The sequence below is a fragment of the Pseudomonas sp. GW821-FHT11G12 genome (genome assembly GCF_058808055.1).
The window spans coordinates 1,580,789-1,602,990 of sequence record NZ_JBXARH010000001.1 but is presented as its reverse complement, the minus strand read 5'-3'; the positions used below and the strand labels follow the sequence as shown (position 1 = coordinate 1,602,990).

The 22,202-nt window shown below is 59.7% G+C and carries 16 protein-coding genes; 8 read left to right on the top strand and 8 right to left on the bottom strand.

The genetic code is table 11. The annotated features are described in order from the left end of the window. Positions 1–3: 3 nt before the first annotated feature. The gene (locus AC1RR7_RS07080; RefSeq protein WP_493156822.1) at positions 4–621 is read right to left on the bottom strand and encodes a LysE family translocator; all 618 of its coding nucleotides are present in this window, start codon (positions 619–621) and stop codon (positions 4–6) included. A 66-nt stretch (positions 622–687) separates the two neighbouring features. Between AC1RR7_RS07080 and AC1RR7_RS07075 the strand changes: the two genes are divergently transcribed. Further along, positions 688–1,608 carry a LysR family transcriptional regulator gene (locus AC1RR7_RS07075; protein ID WP_493156820.1) on the top strand — a complete coding sequence of 307 codons (921 nt, stop codon included), beginning with the start codon at positions 688–690 and terminating at the stop codon, positions 1,606–1,608. Between the two features lie 69 nt (positions 1,609–1,677). On the opposite strand, the gene AC1RR7_RS07070 is transcribed toward AC1RR7_RS07075, so the two are convergent. The 5 genes from AC1RR7_RS07070 to AC1RR7_RS07050 form a co-directional block, all read right to left on the bottom strand. Then, positions 1,678–3,213 (bottom strand): tyrosinase family protein, encoded by a 1,536-nt coding sequence (locus tag AC1RR7_RS07070; protein ID WP_493156818.1) that lies wholly within the window; start codon positions 3,211–3,213, stop codon positions 1,678–1,680. A 43-nt stretch (positions 3,214–3,256) separates the two neighbouring features. Continuing rightward, positions 3,257–5,437 (bottom strand): multicopper oxidase family protein, encoded by a 2,181-nt coding sequence (locus tag AC1RR7_RS07065; protein WP_493156816.1) that lies wholly within the window; start codon positions 5,435–5,437, stop codon positions 3,257–3,259. A 103-nt stretch (positions 5,438–5,540) separates the two neighbouring features. After that, positions 5,541–6,290 carry a DJ-1/PfpI family protein gene (locus AC1RR7_RS07060; protein ID WP_273537173.1) on the bottom strand — a complete coding sequence of 250 codons (750 nt, stop codon included), beginning with the start codon at positions 6,288–6,290 and terminating at the stop codon, positions 5,541–5,543. Positions 6,291–6,527: 237 nt separating this feature from the next. Further along, a complete protein-coding gene (locus AC1RR7_RS07055) occupies positions 6,528–7,907 on the bottom strand; it encodes a sensor histidine kinase (protein ID WP_102622290.1) in 1,380 nt (459 codons plus the stop codon). After that, a complete protein-coding gene (locus tag AC1RR7_RS07050) occupies positions 7,885–8,577 on the bottom strand; it encodes a response regulator transcription factor (protein ID WP_493070535.1) in 693 nt (230 codons plus the stop codon). Before AC1RR7_RS07050 ends, AC1RR7_RS07055 begins: the two co-directional genes overlap by 23 nt. A gap of 117 nt (positions 8,578–8,694) precedes the next feature. On the opposite strand from AC1RR7_RS07050, the gene AC1RR7_RS07045 reads away from it, so the two are divergent. The 4 genes from AC1RR7_RS07045 to AC1RR7_RS07030 all read left to right on the top strand — a co-directional run bounded on the left by AC1RR7_RS07045 (position 8,695) and on the right by AC1RR7_RS07030 (position 15,145). Further along, complete coding sequence (locus tag AC1RR7_RS07045; RefSeq protein WP_493156813.1) at positions 8,695–9,384, top strand: response regulator transcription factor; 690 nt, start codon at positions 8,695–8,697, stop codon at positions 9,382–9,384. Between the two features lie 105 nt (positions 9,385–9,489). Further along, on the top strand, positions 9,490–10,908 hold the full coding sequence (locus AC1RR7_RS07040) for an efflux transporter outer membrane subunit (protein WP_493156811.1): 1,419 nt from the start codon (positions 9,490–9,492) through the stop codon (positions 10,906–10,908). Next, complete coding sequence (locus AC1RR7_RS07035) at positions 10,905–12,071, top strand: efflux RND transporter periplasmic adaptor subunit (RefSeq protein ID WP_493156809.1); 1,167 nt, start codon at positions 10,905–10,907, stop codon at positions 12,069–12,071. Before AC1RR7_RS07040 ends, AC1RR7_RS07035 begins: the two co-directional genes overlap by 4 nt. Continuing rightward, positions 12,068–15,145: an efflux RND transporter permease subunit gene (locus tag AC1RR7_RS07030; RefSeq protein WP_102622294.1), complete on the top strand. Its 3,078-nt coding sequence runs from the start codon at positions 12,068–12,070 to the stop codon at positions 15,143–15,145. Before AC1RR7_RS07035 ends, AC1RR7_RS07030 begins: the two co-directional genes overlap by 4 nt. Positions 15,146–15,148: 3 nt before the next feature. On the opposite strand, the gene AC1RR7_RS07025 is transcribed toward AC1RR7_RS07030, so the two are convergent. Then, positions 15,149–16,210: a YncE family protein gene (locus AC1RR7_RS07025; RefSeq protein WP_493156807.1), complete on the bottom strand. Its 1,062-nt coding sequence runs from the start codon at positions 16,208–16,210 to the stop codon at positions 15,149–15,151. Positions 16,211–16,503: 293 nt separating this feature from the next. Here AC1RR7_RS07025 and AC1RR7_RS07020 point away from each other — a divergent pair, with 293 nt between their 5' ends. The 3 genes from AC1RR7_RS07020 (at position 16,504) to AC1RR7_RS07010 (ending at position 20,139) form a co-directional block, all read left to right on the top strand. Continuing rightward, entirely contained in the window at positions 16,504–17,658 is a 1,155-nt protein-coding gene (locus AC1RR7_RS07020) for an MBL fold metallo-hydrolase (protein ID WP_493156805.1), read from the top strand. After that, complete coding sequence (locus AC1RR7_RS07015; protein WP_096821790.1) at positions 17,655–18,404, top strand: class I SAM-dependent methyltransferase; 750 nt, start codon at positions 17,655–17,657, stop codon at positions 18,402–18,404. The genes AC1RR7_RS07020 and AC1RR7_RS07015 overlap by 4 nt, the downstream gene beginning before the upstream one ends. A gap of 337 nt (positions 18,405–18,741) precedes the next feature. Next, on the top strand, positions 18,742–20,139 hold the full coding sequence (locus AC1RR7_RS07010) for a hypothetical protein (RefSeq protein ID WP_493156803.1): 1,398 nt from the start codon (positions 18,742–18,744) through the stop codon (positions 20,137–20,139). 99 nt (positions 20,140–20,238) lie between these two features. Here AC1RR7_RS07010 and AC1RR7_RS07005 read toward each other — a convergent pair whose 3' ends face one another. After that, positions 20,239–22,098, bottom strand: a complete 1,860-nt coding sequence (locus AC1RR7_RS07005; RefSeq protein WP_493156801.1) for an ABC transporter ATP-binding protein — start codon at positions 22,096–22,098, stop codon at positions 20,239–20,241. Positions 22,099–22,202 lie beyond the last annotated feature (104 nt).

Sequence of the window (22,202 nt, the reverse complement as noted above, 5' to 3'; positions counted from 1 at the left end):
GGATCATCCTGAGCGTTGAGAGAGGCTCAGCAGTATCCCGAAGCTCACGAGCAGGCCGCCAAAGGCCCGGTCAATCCACAGCCGTGCCGCCATCAGCTTCTCGCGCACTCTTCCGGCCGAAAAGCACAGCGCAACCAGACTGAACCACACCACATGTGCCCCGGCGATGAACAGTCCATAGGCCAGTTGCACCGCCAGACCCGTGTCCGGTCGGACGACACCCATGAACAGGCTCACGATGAAAATCGATGTTTTGGGGTTCAGCGCGTTCGTGAGAAACCCCGTACGCAGCGCGGCCAGATCCGACAGGGCAGGTGGCGGCGCATCCTGTGGCTGAACATCGGGCCTGGAGCGAAGCATTTTGATGCCCAGATAGACGAGATACCCAGCCCCGGCCAGCTTCAGCGCATTGAACAACCAGGGCGTTTGTTGAAGCACCCATCCGAGGCCAAGCAGCGTATAGCCGAGGTGAACCAGCACCCCCAGACCAATGCCCATCGCAGTGAGAACGCCTGCGCGTCGAGACAGCAGCAAGCCGTTGCGAGAGACCATGGCGAAATCCGGCCCGGGGCTGATGCACGCCAGCAGTGTGATGGTGATTACGGCTATCCATTCGCTCATGGTGGAACCTTGCGGTGGTTGGTGATAGAAAGCCATGTTTACAGATGTCGTGCGCTGGAACTAACGATGATTTCTGAAGTAGATGGTGACTTTGAATCACTGAAATCCGAATCGAGAATGCCTTCTCTGCTGGCGCTGCGTTGCTTCGAATCTGCTGGCCGGTTTGAAAACTTCGCCCGTGCGGCTGATGAACTGCATCTGACGCCCGGCGCCATCAGCCGGGCCGTGCGCCTGCTTGAAGAGGATCTGGGCGTTGACCTGTTCGAGCGGCGCAAGCGCAGGGTTTTCCTGACGGACGCTGGAAGACGACTGCTGAAAGCAGTGAGTGAAGGGCTTGGGGTGATGAACCATGCCGTCCGCGAGATACGCAGCGAGGCACGCCGTGCGCGGCGGCTGGTCCTGTCCTGCGAGCCAACGCTGTTGATGCGGTGGCTGATTCCGCGCTGGAGTGAGTTCCAGGCACAACATCGTGGCCCGGACATTCATCTGGTGGCCGGCGGTGGGCTCTTTTCCTTTGAGCAGGGGATAGACCTGGCCATTCGGCGAGACGATTTTCCCCGTCCGTCCGGTTACCACGCCGAGAGGTTATTTGCCGAGAAGGTCGGGCCTGTCTGTCGACCGGAAAGGGTCGGCCAATGGTTCGATGAAAGCGGCAAATGTCTCCGCGCCACGGCCCCTCTGCTGCAAACGACCAGCCGACCCACCGCCTGGCAGGAATGGGCTGCCGCAACAGGGCAGCCGGTTCCTGCGACGCAGATGCAGTCCTTCGAGCACTTTTATTTCAGCATTCAGGCGGCGGTCGCCGGCCTGGGGGTGGCCATGGGGCCGTGGCACCTGGTTCGCGACGATATCCAGAGCGGCGTATTGGTCGCGCCATCCGGGTTTGTTGAAGACGGCTCGCATTATTGCTTGCTGTCGCCCACACCTCCCAAGCCGGGCAGCCTGGAAACGGATTTGCTTGAATGGTTGCGGGCGGTGGGTTGTTAGGTGATGTCTGCCCAACGTCGGCGCCGGCCCTTATCACGTAGGCTCCGGCGCCAGGGTCCAGCAGCAGCGCTAATCCGTTTGCAGCAATAGATGCACATCGATAACCGGGTTACCCATCAACTTCTGCGGGAATCGGTCGCCGACGAAACTCTTGTTCACCGGTTCCACCCAGACACTCAGTTTGCCGCCCGATACCTCGGCCAGCGGCAGCTCGAAGTCGAAGTGGCTCATGGCGTTGGCCACGCAGTTGGCGCAGGTTTGAACCGCCACCGGCTGAAACAGTGATCGGGTTGCGATGGTCTTGCCGTCTTTCTGCAAGTGCACCGAGAAGCTGCCGGGAATCTTCAGGCGATTGATACCGCTGACCCGCACGTTGACCCGACTGGTCTGGACCGTGAAATGTTTGTTGGCGGCGAGTGTGCGCTGGGTCTTGGGCAGAAAGTCGACGTTCGAGGCTGTCGCGGAAGGGCCGTAGTCAACGTCGAGTCGGGCGACCGAGTCGATGATCGCCAGCGTGTTCAACTCGGGTGGGTTGCTGGTGAACGGGTTCAGGGACTGGAGCGCCGCTTCATTGAAGATCTGATAACTCAAGGGGTCGCTGTCCTGGTTGATGGTGGTTAGCAAGCCATGCAGGTCGGTGGCCAGCATCTTTTTCTGCCATTCCCAGAACAACCTGTCCCAGTTGCAGTGGAAGAACCAGAACACCGGGTCGAACGCCGCGACCTCCTGGGCGCCCATGGTCGAACCGATGGAATTATGGCCCCCGTCATGGGCCGCGATAATGGTGTTGTAATTGGCGTCTGACCAGTAGCCGTGGAAGTCTTCCCAGTCGGTCTTGCTCATGGCGCGGTTCACGTCGTCGGCCACACCGTTGTTCAGCAGGTTCTGGGCAATCGTGTCGTAGTCAAAACGTGAAGTGCTATAGCCTTCGGGGTAATCCGGGCTGACCGCTTGTGGCAGCACGTACGTATCGAAGGGCGCGCTTTTGAGCACGTCGGGGAAGGGCGTGGTGATATCCCAGTAGGGCAGCGTCACACTCTCGCAGCCGGGGACCGATCTCAGGGCATTTTCGAAACTGACCAGATACGCCCGGTGCCACGGGTTGTAGCCCGGGACATGGTGCATGCAGTAAGTATTGGGGGCCGGAAACCAGTGGTAGCCGGCCTGGACGAAATAGCTGTTCGGGTCACTCGGGGCCTTGGCTACGATGCCGGAAAACGCCTTTTTGAGCAGGTTGAGTTCAGTGCTGGACAGCGTGGTGATGTCCTTGCGGATCCTGCCGGCCGGGGCTGCCGCAATGGACAGCAATCGAGCATCGAACTCCACTTCGTTGGCGCTGGTGACAGGGACGCCTTTCGGATAGCCGTTATTCATCCAGTTGAGGAAGGTGCTCACCCAGTCAGTGGACCAGGGTTGCCCTGGTGGCATGTTCCCCACCGCCACTTGTTGATAGATGTCGCCGGCGTGATTCACCACCGCCTCATAGCTGGCAAGGTCCAGGCCTTGCGCGGCCATGTGCTGCTGGTCCTGGGTGGTGAACATGTCGCGGATCTGTCCGTACCAGGTGGGGTTGGTGACAGACGTTGAGGTCGATGTAGTTTTCATGCCCGACTCCTTGTCGTGAATTTTCGTGCAATGGGGTTAACCATCAGTGCTGATGGGTGTCCGACGGTTGATTCGCTGCGTGCTTCATGCCTGCCATGCCGATGCCGCCGCCGGCGGCATTGAGGTCCGGGACGATCTGGATGTTGGTCATCATGCCGCCGTCTTCGTGATCGAGGATGTGGCAGTGGATGACGAACTCACCGATGTAGCGGTCGTAGTGAGTGCGCACCAGCACCTGATAGTCGTTCTGCACGAAAAGGGTGTCTTTGAATTCATGCCACATTCCGCAGTACTGGTTTTGCAGTCCCAGTTCGTCAGCCGGCACCAGGCATTCGCCATTGGGGCCGTAGATGCTTTTGGGCTTCTCGCCGGGCTTGGCGTACAGCACATCCATCACCTGGAACGGGTTGACGTGAATGTGAAAGATGTGGGGTTCGCCCTGGGAGGTCAGCACCCAGTCATCGGTGGTGTTGACCTGGCGGGTGAAGTCGACCCGGTCCGGGTCATAGGATTTGTAGTTGATGAAAAAACCGAACGCACCCGTCCATGGTTCTCCCGGTTTCGACGGTGGAGTCGAAGGAGGTGAGGGCGGGAATGGCGGATTGCCGATGAAGAAGTCGACCTTCTGAATGTCGTCGTTGACCACAGCATCCTTGAGGTCGTCCATCCCGCGCCACGGCTTCAGGTTGCCGGCCAGCAGTCCCTGCAGGGCCTCGGCCGGCAGCGATGAGTCTGATTTGTTGCCGTCGTAAAGCGCTTGCTGGATATAACGCTGCGGGTCGTCGGTGACGACTTTTCCGCCCGAGACGATGACCGTCGCCAGCAATTGGGTTTCGTTCGGTCCCTGGCCGCCGGGCCCACCGTGAGGCCCGGCGTTGGCGCGTTCTGCGGGCGTTGCCGCCTGGTTCAGCACGCAGTAGGTGCCGTCACGGGGGAACATCAGCAGCACGTCACTGCGATAGCCGGGTTGCAGAAAGTTGCTGCCGATGCCGCCGCTGATGCTTTTCTTGTTCACGCCTATGGGGCGGATCGCCGTGCGCGTGATTCCGTCGGCGGCAATTTCGAATTGCGGGACAAGCTCGACCGGTTTGCTGGAGTCGGGCACCGTCACCGGGCACAGGTCGGCGATGATCGCTTCCTGTTCCTTTGGCGTGCCGCCGAGCACACCCTTGAGGGCGAGACTCGCTTTGGGACTGGCCGTGTTCATGGGCACGATCTGCAGGTTCACGGTGTCGTGGATGCCGCCGTGAATAAAGCGCCAGCGTTGGATCTCGCCCGCAGCGATGCCTTGCAGTGTCGGTTGCACCACGCCGTTGATGCTGGTGAATCGACCGCTCTCGTCCCAGACCGTGGCCGAAGCGAGCTGCTTGTCGAAATTCTCCACCACGCCAGTCTTGCCGCTGGGGCACGTCCAGGTGTGATCCTTTTGCGTGATGATGGTGCCATCGTCGTTGAAACAGGCGTAGGGAATCTGCTGGAACAGAAAAACCTGTTCGGTAAACGGCTTCCCGGTTGCGTCCTTGAGGATGGTGTCGATGTCGCCCGGTTTGTCGCCGGTGTAAGGGCGGTCGCCGCGCACAATCAAGGCGCCGGCCGCGCCGCTGGCGACCTGCAGCGCGGTGGAACCATGCCGGTGCGCGTGATACCAGAAGGTGCCGGATGGGTGATCGGTGGGGATGTTGATCTCGTATTCGAATTTTGTTTGCGGCGCGATGTTCAATAGCACGTTGTCACTGTTGCCCGCTGGCGAAACGTGCATCCCGTGATAGTGCAGGTTGATCGTGTTGAAGCAGCCGGGGTCACCGTTCGCCGGGTCCTGTCCCCCCGGACAGCTGGGGTCGTTTTTATCCAGTTGATTGTCCAGATGCACCCGCAGGGTGTTGCCGGGCCTTACGTCGATGAGCGGCCCCGACAGGCAGCCGCCATACGAACGCAGCATCACTTTGTCCTTGGCGCCATCGGGATTGCCCGGGTTGTACATGTAGTTTTCGCGTTTCTGCACTTGCAGGTTGAGTTCCACGGTTTGCCCGTCGCGGGTGATATCGCCTGCCGGATTGCAACCCGTTTGCGCAACGGCCAGTCCGGTGGCTTTCAGTGTGCCGGGCCGGCCCTTTTCAAGAAGCCTGGGCGGTGACAGGAAAGGCTGCGCCGACAGGTCGGCGAGCGCTGCGTGGGAGGCTGTACACATCATCAATCCGGCCAGAACCCTGTGAAGCGAAGCCATGTTGTGCTCCCTGCGTCGTTGCGCGAGTGTCTGCGACAGCCTCGATGGCCGCGTGTCCTTTGATCAACTGAACAACTTGAGAAGTGTTGCTGCACGCTCGCTGTCAGGAGGGGCCTGTGCGCTTGAGCACTTCGGCGATGGTCGTTGCCATGCCATCGAATTCACAGGTGCGCGCGGTGCCGGGTGTGTAGACCGGCGGTCTGGCGACGGAAGGATCGCCGCTGTCGAAGGGCGGATCGGGGTTGTACTGAATGCTCAACTGCACCGTCCGGGCAACGATCTCCCCGGCGATCAGGGCGATGATTTTCAAGGCCTCGTCCAGGCCTGACGAGATGCCGCCACCGGTAATGCGTTGCCCGTCGACGATGTAACGCGGATAGCCTTCCACTACGTTGATACGCGTGAAGAGTTTCAGGCAGGCGATGAAGGCCCAATGAGTCGTGGCGTTGTAACCGTCCAGCAAACCGGCGGCGGCCGCGAGCAAGGCGCCCTCGCAGACGGATGCGGCAAATTGCGCGGCCTGGCCCTGCTGCAACAGCCAAGTCATACGGTGTGAATCTTTCATCAGTTGCTGCAAGGCGCCGGGGTCACCGCCAGGGATCCACAGCAGGCTGATGTGTTCTGAATGTTGATCGAAAGTCGGCAGATTTCCACCGATGGTCATGCCGTCCCGGGTGGTGATGGAAGGCCCATGAAGGGAGATCAGCCGCACGACGCGGGTGGGGGCGGAAGGGTTCTGCGAAGACTCGATCTGAGCCATCCAGTTGAACAGCTCGTAAGGAACACTGACGTCGAGCAGATCCACGCCATCGTAGACCGCGATTGCGATCAGGTACTGACCTGGTGCAGGCATGACTCCCTCCTGGGGAACACCGCGGCGACCGCAATGGCGTCGTCAGGTGCATAGCGTCTTGCTAATCAGCGTTGCGAGGCCCGGACAGCAAAACCGGAGGTTCAGCCGCTTAAGGCCAATGGCCAGTAGGACAGCTGTTGGGAGCATAGTCGGCGTTACTCTGCGTGCAAGGCGTTTTCCAGGGCATCTGCCGAGTGGTATCAGGCGCTGCTGGCGGCATCCACGGGCGCCCGTTTTTCAAGGCCGGTCGATAACCGGCGTTGCCTTGCCCAGCAAGTCAATCCGACAGCCCGGCGCCGCATCGCTCACCGTCACCCGCATGTCATGCAGGCGCGCAACCGCCGACACCATGCTCAATCCCAACCCGTTGCCCGGGGTGTGGCGGCTGGATTCCGCGCGGTACAAGCGGCGCAACACCGCTTCACGCTCGGCCGGGGGGATGCCCGGTCCGTTGTCAGTGACACGAATCCCGACGCTGTCCTGATCGGCGATCACGCTCAAGCGCACCTGGCTGTGGTCGGGCGAGAACTTGATGGCGTTGTCGAGCAGGTTGCACAAGGCGTCGAACAGCAGTTGTGCGTCGCCCGCCATGATCGCGGGGGCCTGACTGTTTTCGATGGTCAGGCTGATGCCGCGCTCTTCGGCCAACGGCTCATACAGCTCGGCGGCATCGGCGCTGATCAGGTTCAGGTCCAGCGGGGCGAAGTGACTGCGTCGGGCGCTGTTTTCGATTTCCGAGATCCGCAGCAGAGCCTTGAAGGTCAGCAGCAAGGCCTTGGCTTCCGTCAGTGCCGCGTCGATGCTGGCGGCGTATTGCGCTTCATCCAGGCCCCGGCGCTGTGTACGTTCAAGGCCAGCGATCAAGCGGGTCAGCGGGGTGCGCAGGTCGTGGGCGATGTCGTCGCACACGCCTTTGACCTCACTCATCAGTCGTTCCAGCTCATCGAGCATGCCGTTCACCACCGAGGCGAGCCGGTCGATGTCGTCGTTGTTGCCCTGAACCGGCAGACGCCCGGTCAGGTCGCCCTCGATGATGCCTTTGATCGAGCGGCTGACTTTATCCAGCCGACGATGCGCTGAATAACCCAGCACCACGGCGCCGAGCAACCCGACCAGCAACAGCAGCAGGCCGCCGGAGATCAGCGCGTTGATCAGCAGCTCGTCGAATTCGCGAATGTCGTGGACGTCCTGGGCGACCAGCAGGGTTTTGCCGTCGGCCAGTTTATGAACGATGAACCGAACCGGCCGATGATGCCCGTTGGACTTGAGCCAGCGAAATTCCTGTGGCTTGTCATAGGCGGAGAAGGGCGGCAGTTGCTTGATCACGCCGGCAATGAATTTGCCGTCGGCGTCGAACAGACTGTGAGGCAGGCGCGCTTCTACGTCCTGCAGCGCGTGTTTGCGGATCTCCTGCAATTGCAGTTCCGGCGGCTGTGCGCTGCGGTTTTCCACCTGTCGATAGAGGGCCGTGTCCGCTTCGGTTTTCAGGTAGAACGCGGTTTGCCAGTAGACGTAACCGAACAACGCCAGAAACGAGCAGCCGAACAGCCCCAGAAAAAGCAGCGCCGTACGAAAGCTGATGGTGCGCGGGATTTCACTCAGGTGAACGGAGAACATACCCGGCTCCACGAATGGTATGGATCATCGGCGGTTCGCCGTCACCGTCAACCTTGCGGCGCAATCGGCTCATGTGCACTTCGATGACGTTGGTGCGCTCGTCATAGCTGTAATTCCACACCGCTTCGAACAGCATGGTGCGGGTCACGACCTGATCGGCATTGCGCACCAGATGTTCGAGCAGCGCGTATTCCCGGGGCACAAGATCGATGGTGCGCTCGCCGCGTCGGACGGTCCGGCTCAGCAGATCGACTTCCAGATTGCCGACCTTCAGACGGGTTTCCTGAGTTTGGGCAACCGGCTCGGCGCGGCGCCGGTTCAAGGCGTCCAGGCGGGCGGTCAATTCGATGAACTCGAACGGTTTGGTCAGGTAGTCGTCGCCGCCCGCACGCAAGCCGCGTACCCGTTCATCGAGCGCACTCAGGGCGCTGAGAATCAGCACCGGCGTGTTCACACTGGCGGCCCGCAACGCGGTGAGTACGCCCAGGCCATCGAGGCCACCGGGCAACATGCGGTCCAGAACGATCAGGTCAAAAGGCTCGCCAAGAGCTTTGAGCAGCCCTTCGCGGCCATTGTCGACGCTGCTCACGGTGAAACCGTGGTCGGTGAGGGCCGCTTCGATTTCGCGGCGGGTGGGCAAGTCGTCCTCGACGACCAGAACATGGGTCATGGCTTTTGAACCACTCACATCATCAGGCAGAGATGGCATATTGTGGCAAAGCCTGCGGTCGCGCCACGTTCCCGCTGGATAAATAAAAGTTCAGGTTGGCTTGATGGAGTAGGTGCCTTGCGCATTCTCGTGGTTGAAGACGACGCCCAGACCGCCGCTTACCTGCTGCGCGGGTTGAGCGAAAGCGGGCATGTGGTCGATGTCGCCAGCGATGGCAACAGCGGTCTGGACATAGCGCTGGAAGGCATTCACGACGTGCTGGTCGTCGACCGGCGCTTGCCCGGCCTCGACGGCATCGGCCTGATCAAGGCCTTGCGCGCCCGGCAGGTGCGGGTGCCGATCCTGATGCTCAGTGCCCAGGCATCGACCGAGCAGAAAGTCGAAGGCTTGCAGGCTGGTTGTGATGATTACCTGGCCAAACCTTATGCCTTCGCCGAAGTGCTGGCGCGGCTCGAAGCCTTGTTGCGCGGGCGCGATCAGGTCGCCGGGCCGGCACGGCAATTGGTCGTGGGTGAATTGCAACTGGACTGCGCCACGCGTACCGCGGTGCGGCGGGGCAAGGTCATCGCGTTGCAGCATCGCGAAGCCCTGTTGCTGGAAAAACTCATGCGCCACAGCGGCCAGATCGTGACCCGCGACATGTTGCTCGACAGCGCCTGGGATTACGATTTCGACCCCAACAACAACGTCATCGACAAACACATCCACCGCTTGCGGCGCAAACTCGATGACGGTTTCGAGTATTCGCTGATCAAGACGGTGCCCGGTGCCGGCTACAGCTTCCAGACGACGCCCGAGCAAGGCTAAACAAAAGTTTATCTGCCGGGGAACGCTCTGGCAGGCACCCCTCGCTATCTTCGCCGCATTCGTGGATCGCTCCACAAAGGCTCAAGCGGGGGAGACAGCTTGCTCATGTCGGTTTCAAAGACCAAGGCGCGCAGACGGCGCGTTGCATTTCAATCATCAGCGACGCTGATCCTGCTGGGCGTATTGACGCTCGGCGGCTGTTCGATGGTGCCTGAATATCGGCAACCCGAACTGCCCTTGGCCCAGCAGTGGAACGAGGCTTCTGGCGGTCAATCGGCGGCGGGTGGGCAATGGTGGCGCGAGTTTCATAGCGCCGAGCTGGATCAGTTGATCGATCGCGGGCTGGCCTCCAATTTCACCCTCAAAGCGGCGATCAGCCGTATCGACGAGGCGCGGGCGTCTGCGCAGGTCACGGGTGCCGGGCAATATCCGGCGCTGAATCTGGGCGGCAACTTTCAGCGCCAGAACAATTACGGCACCACGCAAAAACGCAGTGTGTTTGCCGAAGCCACCTATGAAGTGGATTTCTGGGGCAAGCAGCGCGCCGCCGCCGATTCGGCCGAGGCGCTGGCCAACGCGACGGCGTTCGATGCCCAGACCCTGCGCATGAGCCTGAGCGCGAGCATCGCTGACAGCTACTTTCAGGTGCTGTCGCTGGAAGAGCGCCTGCGTCTGGCCCAATCGATCGCCGACGACGCCCGTCAGGTGCTCGATCTGGTAGAGATCCAGGCCGGTCAGGGCGCGGTTTCCAATCTTGAGGTCGCCCAGCAGCGCAACGCCATGCAGACGTTCGAAGCAGCGATGCCGCCCTTGCGTCAGCAACGGGATCAGGCGCTGTATCAACTGGCGGTGCTGGTGGGGGCGCCACCGCAAGGGTTCCATTTGCAGGGCGACGGCCTCGGTGCCTTGAAAGTGCCGCAACCGGCGACCGGCCTGCCCATCGGCCTGCTGCGCCAGCGGCCGGACATTCAGGCCGCCGAAGCGCGGCTGAAATCCGCCAACTTCGACGTCGGCGTGGCCCGTGCGGCTTTCCTGCCCAATCTGTCGCTGGATCTGCTGGGTGGCATCGACACCCTTGCCGGCGGGCAGATCTGGAGTGTCATCGGCACCCTCGGCCAACCGGTTTTCGCCGGCGGTCAACTCAAGGGCCAACTGCATTTCGATCAGGCCCACGTACAGGAACTGACCGCCAGTTACCGCGAGTCGATTGTCGAAGCCCTGCAAGACGTCGAAACCCAGATCAGCGCCGCCCGCGAACTCGACAAGAGCTACGCGTTGAACGCCTCGGCGGTGGATTCGGCGCGGGAAGCGGCGCGCCTGGCGCAGGTTCGCTATCGCCTCGGCTCTACGGACTTCCAGACGCTGCTGATCGTCGAGCGCACGCAATACCAGGCCGAAGACACGCTGTTGCAGGTGCGCCTGCAACACCTGCAAGCGGCTGTCGGTCTGTTCCGCGCTCTGGGCGGCGACTTTTCCGCTGATGCCCTCGCTCTCAATTCTTCTGCTCAGGTGACTCACCCATGACTGTCCTGCACCCACGTCGTCGCGCCGTTTTCCTGGGCGTCGCGGCACTTTCGCTGGCGGTGGCCGTCGGCGGTTTTCAATGGATCAAACAGGCTCAGGCCGCACCGGTAAAGACTGACAGCGGAGCGATCCCGGTGCAGATGACGCAGGTCAGTCGTCAGGATCTGCCGGTGTGGATCAGTGCCATCGGCAACGTGCAGGCGCTCAACAGCGTCAATGTGCGGGTGAGGGTGGACGGCGAGTTGCAGAAAGTCCTGTTCAACGAAGGGCAGACCGTCACCGCCGGCAGCCTGTTGGCGGTGATCGATCCGCGGGTCTATCAGGCCCAGGTCGCTCAGGCTCAGGCATTGCTGACGAAGGATCAGGCGCAACTGGCGAACCTCAGAGTCAATCTCGACCGGGCGAGCAAACTCGCCGCTGCCAAGGCTGGCCCGACTCAGGACGTCGACACTTACCGGGCACAACTGGCCGCGCAACAGGCGACCGTGCAGGCCGATCAGGCGGCGCTGGATGCGGCGCGGCTGCAACTGGAGTTCACTCAGGTCAAGGCACCGCTGACCGGCCGCACTGGCCAGCGTTTGCTGGATGTCGGCGCGATTGCCCACGGTGCCGAAGCGACGGGGCTGGTGACGATCACCCAGATGAATCCGATCTCCGTCGCGTTCGCCGTGTCCCAGGACGAGTTGGCGGAAATCCTCGAAGAGAACGCCAAAGGTGCTTTGCAAGTGGTCGCGATGACCCGCGATGGCCAGCAGGAAATCGCCCATGGGCATCTGAGCTTCATCGACAGCCAGGTGACGGCGGCCAGCGGTCAGATCCAGCTCAAGGCGCAGTTCGACAACGCTGACGCCAAACTCTGGCCGGGTGAATTGGTCAGTGCGCGGTTGCTGGTGCAGACCCACCGCGATGTGGCCGTTGTCCCGGCCGATGCGGTGCAATTGGGGCGTCAGGGCAATTTCGTCTACGTGGTCGATGGCGAGCAGCGGGTGCAGCCGCGTCTGGTGGACGCCGCCAATGTGGTGGACGGCAAGCAGTGGATTCGCCAAGGCCTGAATGCGGGCGAAACCGTTGTGGTGCAGGGCCAGTCTCGGGTCGCACCGGGGCTGAAGGTTGTGCCGGTCAAGACTGATACCACCGCCGATCTGGCGGAGGCTGCCCAATGAATGCGCTGGCCGGACTGATTCAACGGCGTGTGGGGCTGAGCCTGCTGGCGCTGGGCGTCATGCTGCTGGGGGCTTTCGCTTACTTCCAGCTGCCGGTGGCGCCGCTGCCGACGGTGGATTTCCCGACCATTCAGGTCACCGCGAAACTCTCGGGGGCCAGCGCCGAAACCATGGCGTCGTCGGTGGCAACCCCACTGGAACGAGCCTTCGCTGCCGTGCCGCAAGTCACTTCGATGACCTCGTCGAGTGCGGCCGGTAAGACTCAGGTCGTGCTGCAATTCGATCTGTCGCGGGACATCGACGGCGCTGCGCAGGACGTACAAACGGCAATCAACACCGCCACCCCGAACCTGCCCAAGACCATGTCCAGCGCGCCGACCTTCAACAAGGTCAACCCGGCCGAAGGCACCGTGCTGTCGCTGGCGGTGACGTCGCCGACCCGCACGCTGCCTGAGCTGGATCGCTACGCCGACAACTACATCGCTCAGCGCCTGTCGCAAATGCCCGGCGTCGGCCTGGTGGATTTCCATGGCGAGCAGAAACCGGCGGTTCGCGTGCAGATCGACCCCGACGCACTGGCCGCACGGGGTCTGACCCTCGAAGATGTGCGCAGCGTGATTGGCGTCAGCACCCTGGATCAGCCCAAGGGCACGCTCGATGGCCAGAGTCGTTCGATCACCCTTGGCGCGACCGACCAGTTGCTCGATCCGCAGCACTATCGCGATCAGGTCGTCGCTTACAAGAACGGCATGCCGATCAAACTGGGCGACCTTGGCCGGGTGATCGCCGGGGCCGAGGACACCCAGCAAGCCGCGCAGCTGGGTGGCGAGCCCACGGTCATCGTCGACATTCACAAGCAGCCGGGTTTCAACCTGCTGTCGACCATCGCCACAATCAAGGCCAAGTTGCCTGAGCTGACCGCTTCATTGCCTCGCGACGTGCAGGTGCAAGTGGTGGGCGACCGTACCCAGACCATCGAAGCGTCGGTCAATGACATGCAGTTCACCTTGCTGCTGTCGATTGCGCTGGTGGTCGTGGTGATCTTCGTGTTCCTGCGCAAGGCCACCGCCACGCTGATTCCCAGCCTGACCATTCCGCTGTCGCTGGTGGCCACGTTCGGCGTCATGTATTTGCTCGGTTACAGCCTCGACAACCTGTCGATCATGGGCCTGGCGATTGCCGTCGGGTTCGTGGTGGACGACGCCATTGTGGTGATGGAAAACATCGTCCGGCACCTGGAAATGGGCAAGTCGCGCCTGCAATCGGCGGTCGATGGCTTGCGCGAAGTGGGTTTCACCATCGTTTCGATGACGGTGTCGCTGATCGCGGTGTTCCTGCCGATTCTGTTGATGTCCGGCATCGTCGGGCGCTTGATGCGTGAGTTCGCGGTGACGGTCAGTGTCGCGATCATCATGTCCGGCATCGTCTCCCTGACCATCACGCCGATGCTGTGCGCATGGCTGCTCAAACCCCATGCCGATCAGGAGGAGGGGCGCTTTGCCCAGGCCTGCGAGCGCGTGTTCGACCGATTGCACAACGGTTATCGACGCAGTCTGGACTGGGTACTGGATCATCAACGCCTGACCATGGCGGTGGCCATCGCTACGCTGGCGGCCACGGCGGTGCTGTATGTCGGCATTCCCAAAGGGTTCTTCCCGCAGCAGGATAATGGTCTGATTCAGGGTGTCGCGGAAGCGGCGGCGGATATTTCGCCGATCGCCATGCGTGCGCAGGTCAACCGGGCGGCCGAGATCATCGGCCAGGACCCGGCAGTGGCGCGGGTGTATTTCTGGATCGGCCCGAACCCGACCGTCAGCCAGGGCAAGGTGATGATCAACCTCAAACCGTTCAGTGAGCGCACGGCGAGCGCGGCCGAGGTCATCCGGCGCCTGCAACCGGCGCTCGACGGGTTGTCCGGGGTCAAGGTGTTCATGCAGGCCAACCAGGACATCCAGATCGGCGGCCGGGCCAGCAAGACCCAGTATCAGTACACCTTGCAGGACCCGGACAGCGTCGAGCTGGATCACTGGAGCGGGGTGCTGCTGGCCAAACTGAAGACCTTGCCGCAACTGCAACACGTCACCTCTGACCAGCAACAGGCGATCGCCCAGTCGACGCTGGTGATCGACCGGCCGACCGCTGCGCGCCTGGGCGTGACCGTTCAAGCGATTGATGACGTGCTGTACGACGCGTTCGGTCAGCGGCAGATTGCGACGATGTTCACTCAACTGGATCAGAACCATGTGATTCTCGAACTCGACCCGAGCTGGCAGACGTCCACTGCCACCCTTGAGCATCTGTTCGTTCGCGCCAGTTCCGGAGCCTTGGTGCCGCTGAACCTGCTGGCCAGTATCAAGACCGAGCAGGTGCCGATCATCATCAACCATCAGGGCGTGTTCCCGGCCATTACCCTGTCCTTCGACCTCGCGCCAGGGCACGCCTTGAGCGAAGCGGTCAGCGCGATCAATCAGGCGTCGCTGGCGGTCGCGATGCCCGACACGGTGGTGGGCAGTTTCCAGGGTACTGCCCAGGCGTTTCAGGATTCGCTGAAGTCGCAGCCGTGGCTGATTCTGGCGGCGATCCTGACGGTCTACATCGTGCTCGGGGTGTTGTATGAAAACGCGATCCACCCGCTGACGATCATCTCGACCTTGCCGTCCGCCGGTTTCGGCGCGTTGCTGGCCTTGATGCTTTGCGGGCAGGATCTGTCGGTGCTGGGGATGATCGGGATCATTCTGCTGATCGGCATCGTCAAGAAGAACGCGATCATGATCGTCGACTTCACCTTGCAGGCGCAGCAGCGAGGGCTGTCGCCTCGGGAAGCCGTGAGGGAAGGGTGCCTGTTGCGTTTGCGGCCGATCCTGATGACCTCGCTGGCCGCGTTGCTCGGGGCCGTGCCGCTGGCGTTCGGGCATGGCGCTGGCTCAGAGTTGCGTCAGCCGCTGGGTATCGCGATTGTCGGTGGTCTGGCGGTTTCGCAGATCCTGACGCTCTACACCACGCCGGTGGTCTACCTGTGGTTCGAACGTCGGCGGCACAAGACACAGGCCGCCGGGATCATCGAGGCATCCTGACGCTTACTGCGACTTGAAGGTCAGGACCGTGAAGGTGCCGGGGTGAAACACCGGGTCGGGCTTGGGCTGCTCCCGGCTCGGTGCCGGCTGGGTGAAGTCGGCGGTGAACAGGTAGGCCTGACTGCGTTTGGTGTCCAGCACCATGTTGTGGGCCCACGGCCGCGTCCCGACTGTACCGCGCAGTTGGTATTGGCCCTGGTTGTCGCGCTGAACGATCGCAAGACTGGCGTCGGTGCCGCTGGGCACCAGCAATTGGTCTTTCACGGGATCGTAAGCCAGTGCGTTCACGGCGCGGCCGATCGGCAGGGTGCTGAAGGCCTTGCCCGTGTTCAGGTCTGCGATCACCAGAACGGGGGCGCCGCCTCGGCACGCCACGAACAGACGTTGATGCGGTTCGTCGACGGCCAGAGCGCTGGGCTTGCTGCAGCCTTTGAATGTCCAGAGTTGCTGGTGTTCAAGTTTCTTTCCGGAAAGAACGGCGACCTGGTCTTCATCGCGCATGGGCACAATGAAGTTGCCGTTTTCAAGAATGACGGGGCCGTCGAGCTTTTGCGCTGGCACGTCCACCGCGTCCGTCAGGCGATCGGTTTTCGGGTCGATCAGGTACAGCGTCGAATGATCACCGCGCCGGCCACTGGTGACGATCAACCGGTCACGGCTGGCGTCGTAAAGCAGATTGTTGAGGTTGCCGGAATCGAGCTTCAGCCGTTGCAGGACTTGCAGGCGATCCAGCGCCACGATCCCCAACGTCCCGTCCATGTTGGCGACATACGCCCGATTGCGCTCAGGCACGAAGGTGACGGCGTTGGCGCCGACGGAGTTGTCGAGGGTCTTCACCAACCGTTGCTGTTCGACGTCGAACACCGAAAGTCCGTTTTCCCGGCGGGACACGAACAGGCGTGGCCCCTTGGGTTCCAGTGCCGCGAAGCCCCAACTGTGACCGTCGCCTGGCAATACCGTTGAGGCGCTGAGGGTGTATAGCAGCGGCTCTTTCGCTTGAGCATGGGGGCCGATCAGGCCAAGCGCCAGGCCTGCAAGTGCGAGCCACGTTTTTGAAAACAACATCAAAGACCTCAGTATTTTTGTTGGATGGACAGGTGTGGAATCGCGTTTGGCGGCCGATACAGGCCCAGAGTACCTTGCTGATCTGCGCACGGCGACGACCGTGCTGCTACTTTTCGTACTGAGCTCGGGTGTGTTATTTTTTTGAGCAGGTCATTGAATATGTATACAAAGTGGTGTAGCGGCTGCGTTTAGTGGTGGTCTGTCAGTAAACTGGCAACGGGTTATTTTTTTGAGGTTGTTGTTCTTTTGCTTAACTCACAGTTTGATTAATTAATATATGAAGGGTTAGGCAGTTGGATATAGCGTTCGTCAATCACGCCTCATTGCTTCTGGAAGAGAAGGGCAGTTATTTTCTTACTGATCCCTGGTACGTTTCTCCTGCGTTTGGCGGCTGGATTCAAAACCCGTCACCCAGAACAGCAATGATTGAGAAGTTGCTTTCTCTTCCGGCCGATAAACTTAATGTCATTATCTCGCATGGCCATGATGATCATCTGGATGAGTTTTTCATTCAGCAGCATTTGGCAGATGCCACATTCTTTGTTCCGAAGTTCAAGACGAATGGACTCTCCAAGCGGATTGAGCGCCTCACCGGCCGTTATCCGGTTGAACTGACAGAAGAAGCCTATTACGTCGACGGGGTGGAGTTGAGATGCTTCATCAATCCGGATTTCACGGAATATGATTCGATTGTGACTGTCGTGTCTGAAACCGATGCGGTTATTCATGCCAATGATAACTGGCACGAATATCCGGTTGCGCTCACCGATGCGCTCAATGAATGCTTGAGTGCTGTCCCGGTTGAAAGCCGTTACTTTTTTATCCAGTTCGGTATCGCTGACAGTTTCCCTGTCAACTACCCGTCCTTTGACAAGCAAAGTGCGGACGAGATGATTGAATCCCGATTCAAGTCTTATCAGGCCGCCACCACGGCGAACCTTAAACACTTGGGACTCGACAAGGGCTTCTATTACGCGAATCAATCGCTGTACCAATACCCGGCCTCTTGGGATCGCGGGTCGCTCTATGATCTTGCGCAAGACTTTCTGCGCCGGAATCCAGGGCCGTTTACCCAGTGTGTGTCCGGAATCGACATAAAAACGAGCCAGCTCCACGACTCCCCAGGTGAAGAACTCTTTGATTTGCTGCTTGGGCAGCTCGAGCGTTTTCTGAACAAGGCCGTGGGCGGTCCTGTTCCCGTCAGATTGCTCACCGCGTCGGATGAATATGAGAGCGGTACCGTCGGCTACGAGGCTTCGCGCCATGTCTGGTCTCGGATATTGAACGCCGAGTTGACGCTGGAGGCGATTATCATCGGAGGCATGGGGCTCGTGCACAGGCCGGATCAAAACATATCCAGTATCCACGCCAAGGTTTCCAAACTGGCGTACCTGATTCAAAGCAAACTCATTTCGAACGGTCTTAACTTTTTGATGGAAAGTAAATGAAAACTCAAGACGGTCAGCTGTTTTTTACCCCTCCCAGCCAGGCGGATGCCTACAAGGAACTGCGGGATATTCATGGCGAGATTCATACAATCGCAGGGGAATACTGGAACTGGCCTTCGGTTGCTACGCTGTCACGACCTTCGCTGGCGCGAATCCTGAACCTTAACCTCCTGTACGACGAGATGCTCCCTGTTGCGGGATCGATCTGCGAGTTTGGCGTTCATTACGGCAGCAGCCTGGCAACATTGCTGAATCTTCGGGCTATCAAGGAACCCTACAATTACTCGCGGCATATCTTTGGCTTCGACACCTTCAGCGGTTTTGCCGAAGTTGACGAGAAAGATGGCGCGCAAGTCAAAGCGGGCGACTTTCATGTAGACGATGGTTATGAGAATTTGCTGGAGCGGCTGCTCCAGGCTCAAGAGTCGCTGAGCCCCAATAATCACCTGAAGAAGTTCACCCTGATCAAGGGTGATGCCTCAGAGACTTCGAAACAATGGCTTGAAGACAATCCTCACTCGCTCATCTCGATGGCCATTTTCGATATGGACGTTTATAAGCCGACGAAGGATGTACTGGAAGCGATCAAGCCACGACTGTCAAAAGGTTCGATTCTGGTTTTTGACGAGCTGAACTGCCCTCACTTCCCAGGCGAAACACAAGCGCTGCTTGAAGTGTTTGATATGAACACTATTCAGGTTAAGCGCTCGCCGTTCCTGCCTTACGTATCGTACTTCCGCTTGTGATCTGCAGTGATGCGCTGTCTGAGTGGTCATGGATTTTTCTTCCGGGAATCCGCGATCAACGTGCGCCGGTCAGTCGCTCAGTCGTAGCGGCCAGCAGCGCCTGAGTCATTCAGCGTATCTTCCTTGCCTCAAAGGCCGGTCAACCGGTCGTTGAGGTAAGGGTTACCCTTCAGCACGCGGACTCATCAAGACGCTTGTGCGAGTTTGCGCAGGTTGCAGCCATGGTTTTTACACCTAACCTCAACATGGGCATCTGTGTGCGCTCCGCCAGCTTCAAATCTGCATGACTTCAATGCCCATCAGTGGATAGCTGCATCCATAGGCAAGGAGTCTGAAAATGAAAATCCCCCGCACGCTCTGCGCAACTATCGTTTTGAGTTTGACCGCTTGTTCGTCCACCCCGCTTATCTACAATGCCAGCGATAACTCTCCAGGCACTATAAAACCGCTACAGAAACTGCTCCCTGACAACACCCCTGTGAGGCTGTTTTTTGTTCATGGTGTAGGAGATCACTGTCCGGGTTACGCCCTGGGTCCTGACGGCTGGTTGAATGAAAAAAACGCTGCTGCGATGGGGTTGAAACCCGTACCCGGCGGAATCGAATCTGATGAATCCATCAATGTGAACGTCTTTATGGGAGGAGAAAAAGACCCGTACTCAGAGGTGAACGTCCGCAAAAGAAATTACTCTCTGACGCTGCCTGACAGGGACCGCGCAGTGAGCGTAGAGGCGATTGAAATTACCTGGTCACCCCTGACCCGATGGCTGAAAAGCAATCAGCTTGGATATGACTCGCCGTCTGTTTTCGCAAATAAAAAACGCAAGCCATGCATTGAGTTCCCCGACCCGAAAATTCCTCCAACGGTACAGGCGCCACCAAGGCTTTTGCTCGACAAAACAATCAAGGAGCAGGTTTTTGACCGGAACTTGTCCGATGCCATTCTCTATACCGGAACCTATGGGCAGACCATGGTGCGAGGGCTTGCAGAGGGGATTTGCCATGCCATCACGCCTACGGACAAGAATAAAAAATGTATATGGCCCTCTGCGCAGGAAAGTAAAAAAACACCGCACAAGAATTTATTCGTGACCCACAGTCTGGGCAGTCGCATGACTTACGATATGTTCCTCCAGCTTCTGGACCAGACAAAAGACAGCAAGACCAACCCTTTTCCCTACAGCGAACGCAGCAGTGCACAGGGATTCATCGAAAACATGATCGCGAATACGCCAGCCTTCTACATGATGGCGAATCAGCTTTCGTTGCTGGGTTTGGCCAAAGTTCCGCCTCTAGCCCGCTCCAGTGATAGCGTTGCACATCCTTTTTTTCGGCAGTTATTTCCTGTAAGTGACTTTGATGCTCTCTCGTTTCAGTCGCAAGAAAACGCAGGACCGGTTGTGTACGGAAATGTTCTTTCGGAACTCGCAGATTTAAAATCAACCGTAGAAACGAAGACCGGAAAACAAACCGACGGCCTTCAGATAGTCTCTTTCAATGACACAAATGACCTGCTCACCTGGCATATCCCGAGTTGGTACGCCAACGCTGAGGCTACGCCGGGAGGGCGGCCACGGATCGATGTGACGGACGTATTTGTGCAGAATACCCCCAAGCTCCTGATCATCGAGCTTCCCCTGAACGCGCACGTTGACTACTTTAAAAACCCGGACGTCAGGGATCTCATCCGTTGCGGCGCTGCCAATGGCGAAGTCTTGAAGTGCCCTGGGCGTTGACCGGGTTGTAATATCCAGGAAGCCCGGAAACGACAAAGCCCTGAATAATCAGGGCTTTGTCGATTTGGTGGGGACGAAAAAATAAATCTGTCCCTATTTTCACGCCCGGTCCATCGCCTCATCCAGCCTTTGATCCTCACCCAGAAAACCACCGCTCTGGTGCTGCCAGAGTCGCGCGTAGGTGCCGTTTCTTTCCAGCAGTTCGGTGTGGGTGCCTTGTTCGATGATGCGGCCCTCATCCATGACAATCAGACGGTCCATGGCCGCAATCGTCGACAACCGATGGGCGATGGCAATGACGGTCTTGCCCTTCATCATTTCATCGAGGCTTTCCTGGATGGCGACTTCGACTTCGGAATCCAGAGCACTGGTGGCCTCGTCGAGCAGCAGGATCGGAGCGTTCTTGAGCATCACCCGGGCGATGGCGATACGTTGGCGCTGGCCGCCCGATAGCTTGATGCCGCGCTCGCCCACCAGCGTGTCATAGCCCGAGTGGCCTTGGCGATCACTCAGTTGGCTGATGAAACCGTCGGCCTGGGCATTGATCGCGGCGCTGCGCACTTGCGCATCGGTAGCATCCGGGCGGCCATAGGCGATGTTGTCGCGAATCGAGCGATGCAGCAGGGACGTATCTTGCGTCACCATGCCGATTGCACTGCGCAAGCTGTCTTGCGTTACCTGAGCGATGTTCTGCCCGTCGATGCGAATCTCACCGCTGTCGACGTCATAGAACCGCAACAGCAGATTGATCAGCGTGGATTTACCGGCACCGGAGCGGCCCACCAGACCGATTTTTTCGCCCGCGCGAATCTTCAGACTCAATCCGTCGAGCACCTGACGCTCGCCACTGTAGTTGAAGTGCACGTTGTCAAAGGTCACGGCGCCGCCCGAAGGCACCAGCAGGCCGGCGTCCGGCGCATCCTGCACTTTCGGGCCACGGGTCAGGGTCGCCATGCCGTCCTGCACGGTGCCGATGTTTTCGAACAGCGATGTCATTTGCCACATGATCCAGTGCGACATGCCATTGATCCGCAGCGCCATGGCGGTGATCGCCGCCACAGCACCCGCACCGACCTGGCCCTGATGCCAGAGCCAGAGGGCATAGCCGCCTGCGCCAAGGATCAATCCGACCACCAGCGCCTGATTGACGATCTCGAACTGGCTGACCAGGCGCATCTGGCGAAAACCGGTCTGCTTGAAATCCTCCATGGCCGCGCGTGCGAAATGCGCTTCACGGTTGGAGTGCGAGAACAGTTTGACGGTGGTGATATTGGTGTAGGCGTCGGAAATACGCCCCGTCATCGAGGAGCGTGCATGGGCCTGTTCCTGCCCGACTTGCCCCAGGCGCGGCACGAAGTACAGCATCGCCAACCCGAACAACGTGACCCAGGCAAGAAAGGGCAGCATGAGTTTCAGGGCAAAGCCACCGGCCAACGCGATGATCGCAATAAAGTAAACACCAATGCCGGGCGCGATTTCGATAAGGGTGAACAGCACCTCGCGCACTGCCAGCGCGGTCTGCATCACCTTGGTCGTAACCCGGCCGGAGAACTCATCGGAAAAGAACGAAAGGCTTTGCCGCAGCATCAGGCGATGGAAGTCCCAGCGCAGCCGCAGCGGCAGATTGATCGCCAGAATCTGGTGCTGCACCATCGTGCGCAACGCCACCAGGCCGATGCTGGTGAGCAACACGATTGCGATCCCCCACAGCACTCGGCTTTCTTGCCCGCTCACTTCACCACCGGCCTGCCAGGTCGAGAGCAGGTCCACCACTTGCCCGAGAAAGGAAAACAACCAGGCTTCGTAGATCGACACACTGGCGCTCAACAACGCAAGGGCAAGGACATAACCACGGGCACCGCGGGTGCAGGCCCACAGAAATCGCATCAGGCCAACCGGCGGTGGCGGCGCCTCGTCGGGGGGGAAGGGGTCGAGCCTGCGTTCAAACACGCGAAGCATAGGGGTCTCCGAAATGATCAGGTTCAGGGGGAGTATGCCATCTTCGTCATTGGCCCCGGACAGGAGGACAGCCAGCGGACGATTTTCGAGTGGTGCTCACGGAT

What these genes read in the sequence shown, in the direction of transcription:
- AC1RR7_RS07025 (WP_493156807.1), bottom strand. Translation starts at nt 16,210, where the DNA reads ATGTTGTTTTCAAAAACGTGGCTCGCACTTGCAGGCCTGGCGCTTGGC.
- AC1RR7_RS07065 (WP_493156816.1), bottom strand. Translation starts at nt 5,437, where the DNA reads ATGGCTTCGCTTCACAGGGTTCTGGCCGGATTGATGATGTGTACAGCC.
- AC1RR7_RS07055 (WP_102622290.1), bottom strand. Translation starts at nt 7,907, where the DNA reads ATGTTCTCCGTTCACCTGAGTGAAATCCCGCGCACCATCAGCTTTCGT.
- AC1RR7_RS07070 (WP_493156818.1), bottom strand. Translation starts at nt 3,213, where the DNA reads ATGAAAACTACATCGACCTCAACGTCTGTCACCAACCCCACCTGGTAC.
- AC1RR7_RS07030 (WP_102622294.1), top strand. Translation starts at nt 12,068, where the DNA reads ATGAATGCGCTGGCCGGACTGATTCAACGGCGTGTGGGGCTGAGCCTG.
- AC1RR7_RS07080 (WP_493156822.1), bottom strand. Translation starts at nt 621, where the DNA reads ATGAGCGAATGGATAGCCGTAATCACCATCACACTGCTGGCGTGCATC.
- AC1RR7_RS07040 (WP_493156811.1), top strand. Translation starts at nt 9,490, where the DNA reads ATGTCGGTTTCAAAGACCAAGGCGCGCAGACGGCGCGTTGCATTTCAA.
- AC1RR7_RS07010 (WP_493156803.1), top strand. Translation starts at nt 18,742, where the DNA reads ATGAAAATCCCCCGCACGCTCTGCGCAACTATCGTTTTGAGTTTGACC.
- AC1RR7_RS07060 (WP_273537173.1), bottom strand. Translation starts at nt 6,290, where the DNA reads ATGCCTGCACCAGGTCAGTACCTGATCGCAATCGCGGTCTACGATGGC.
- AC1RR7_RS07075 (WP_493156820.1), top strand. Translation starts at nt 688, where the DNA reads ATGATTTCTGAAGTAGATGGTGACTTTGAATCACTGAAATCCGAATCG.
- AC1RR7_RS07035 (WP_493156809.1), top strand. Translation starts at nt 10,905, where the DNA reads ATGACTGTCCTGCACCCACGTCGTCGCGCCGTTTTCCTGGGCGTCGCG.
- AC1RR7_RS07050 (WP_493070535.1), bottom strand. Translation starts at nt 8,577, where the DNA reads ATGACCCATGTTCTGGTCGTCGAGGACGACTTGCCCACCCGCCGCGAA.
- AC1RR7_RS07015 (WP_096821790.1), top strand. Translation starts at nt 17,655, where the DNA reads ATGAAAACTCAAGACGGTCAGCTGTTTTTTACCCCTCCCAGCCAGGCG.
- AC1RR7_RS07005 (WP_493156801.1), bottom strand. Translation starts at nt 22,098, where the DNA reads ATGCTTCGCGTGTTTGAACGCAGGCTCGACCCCTTCCCCCCCGACGAG.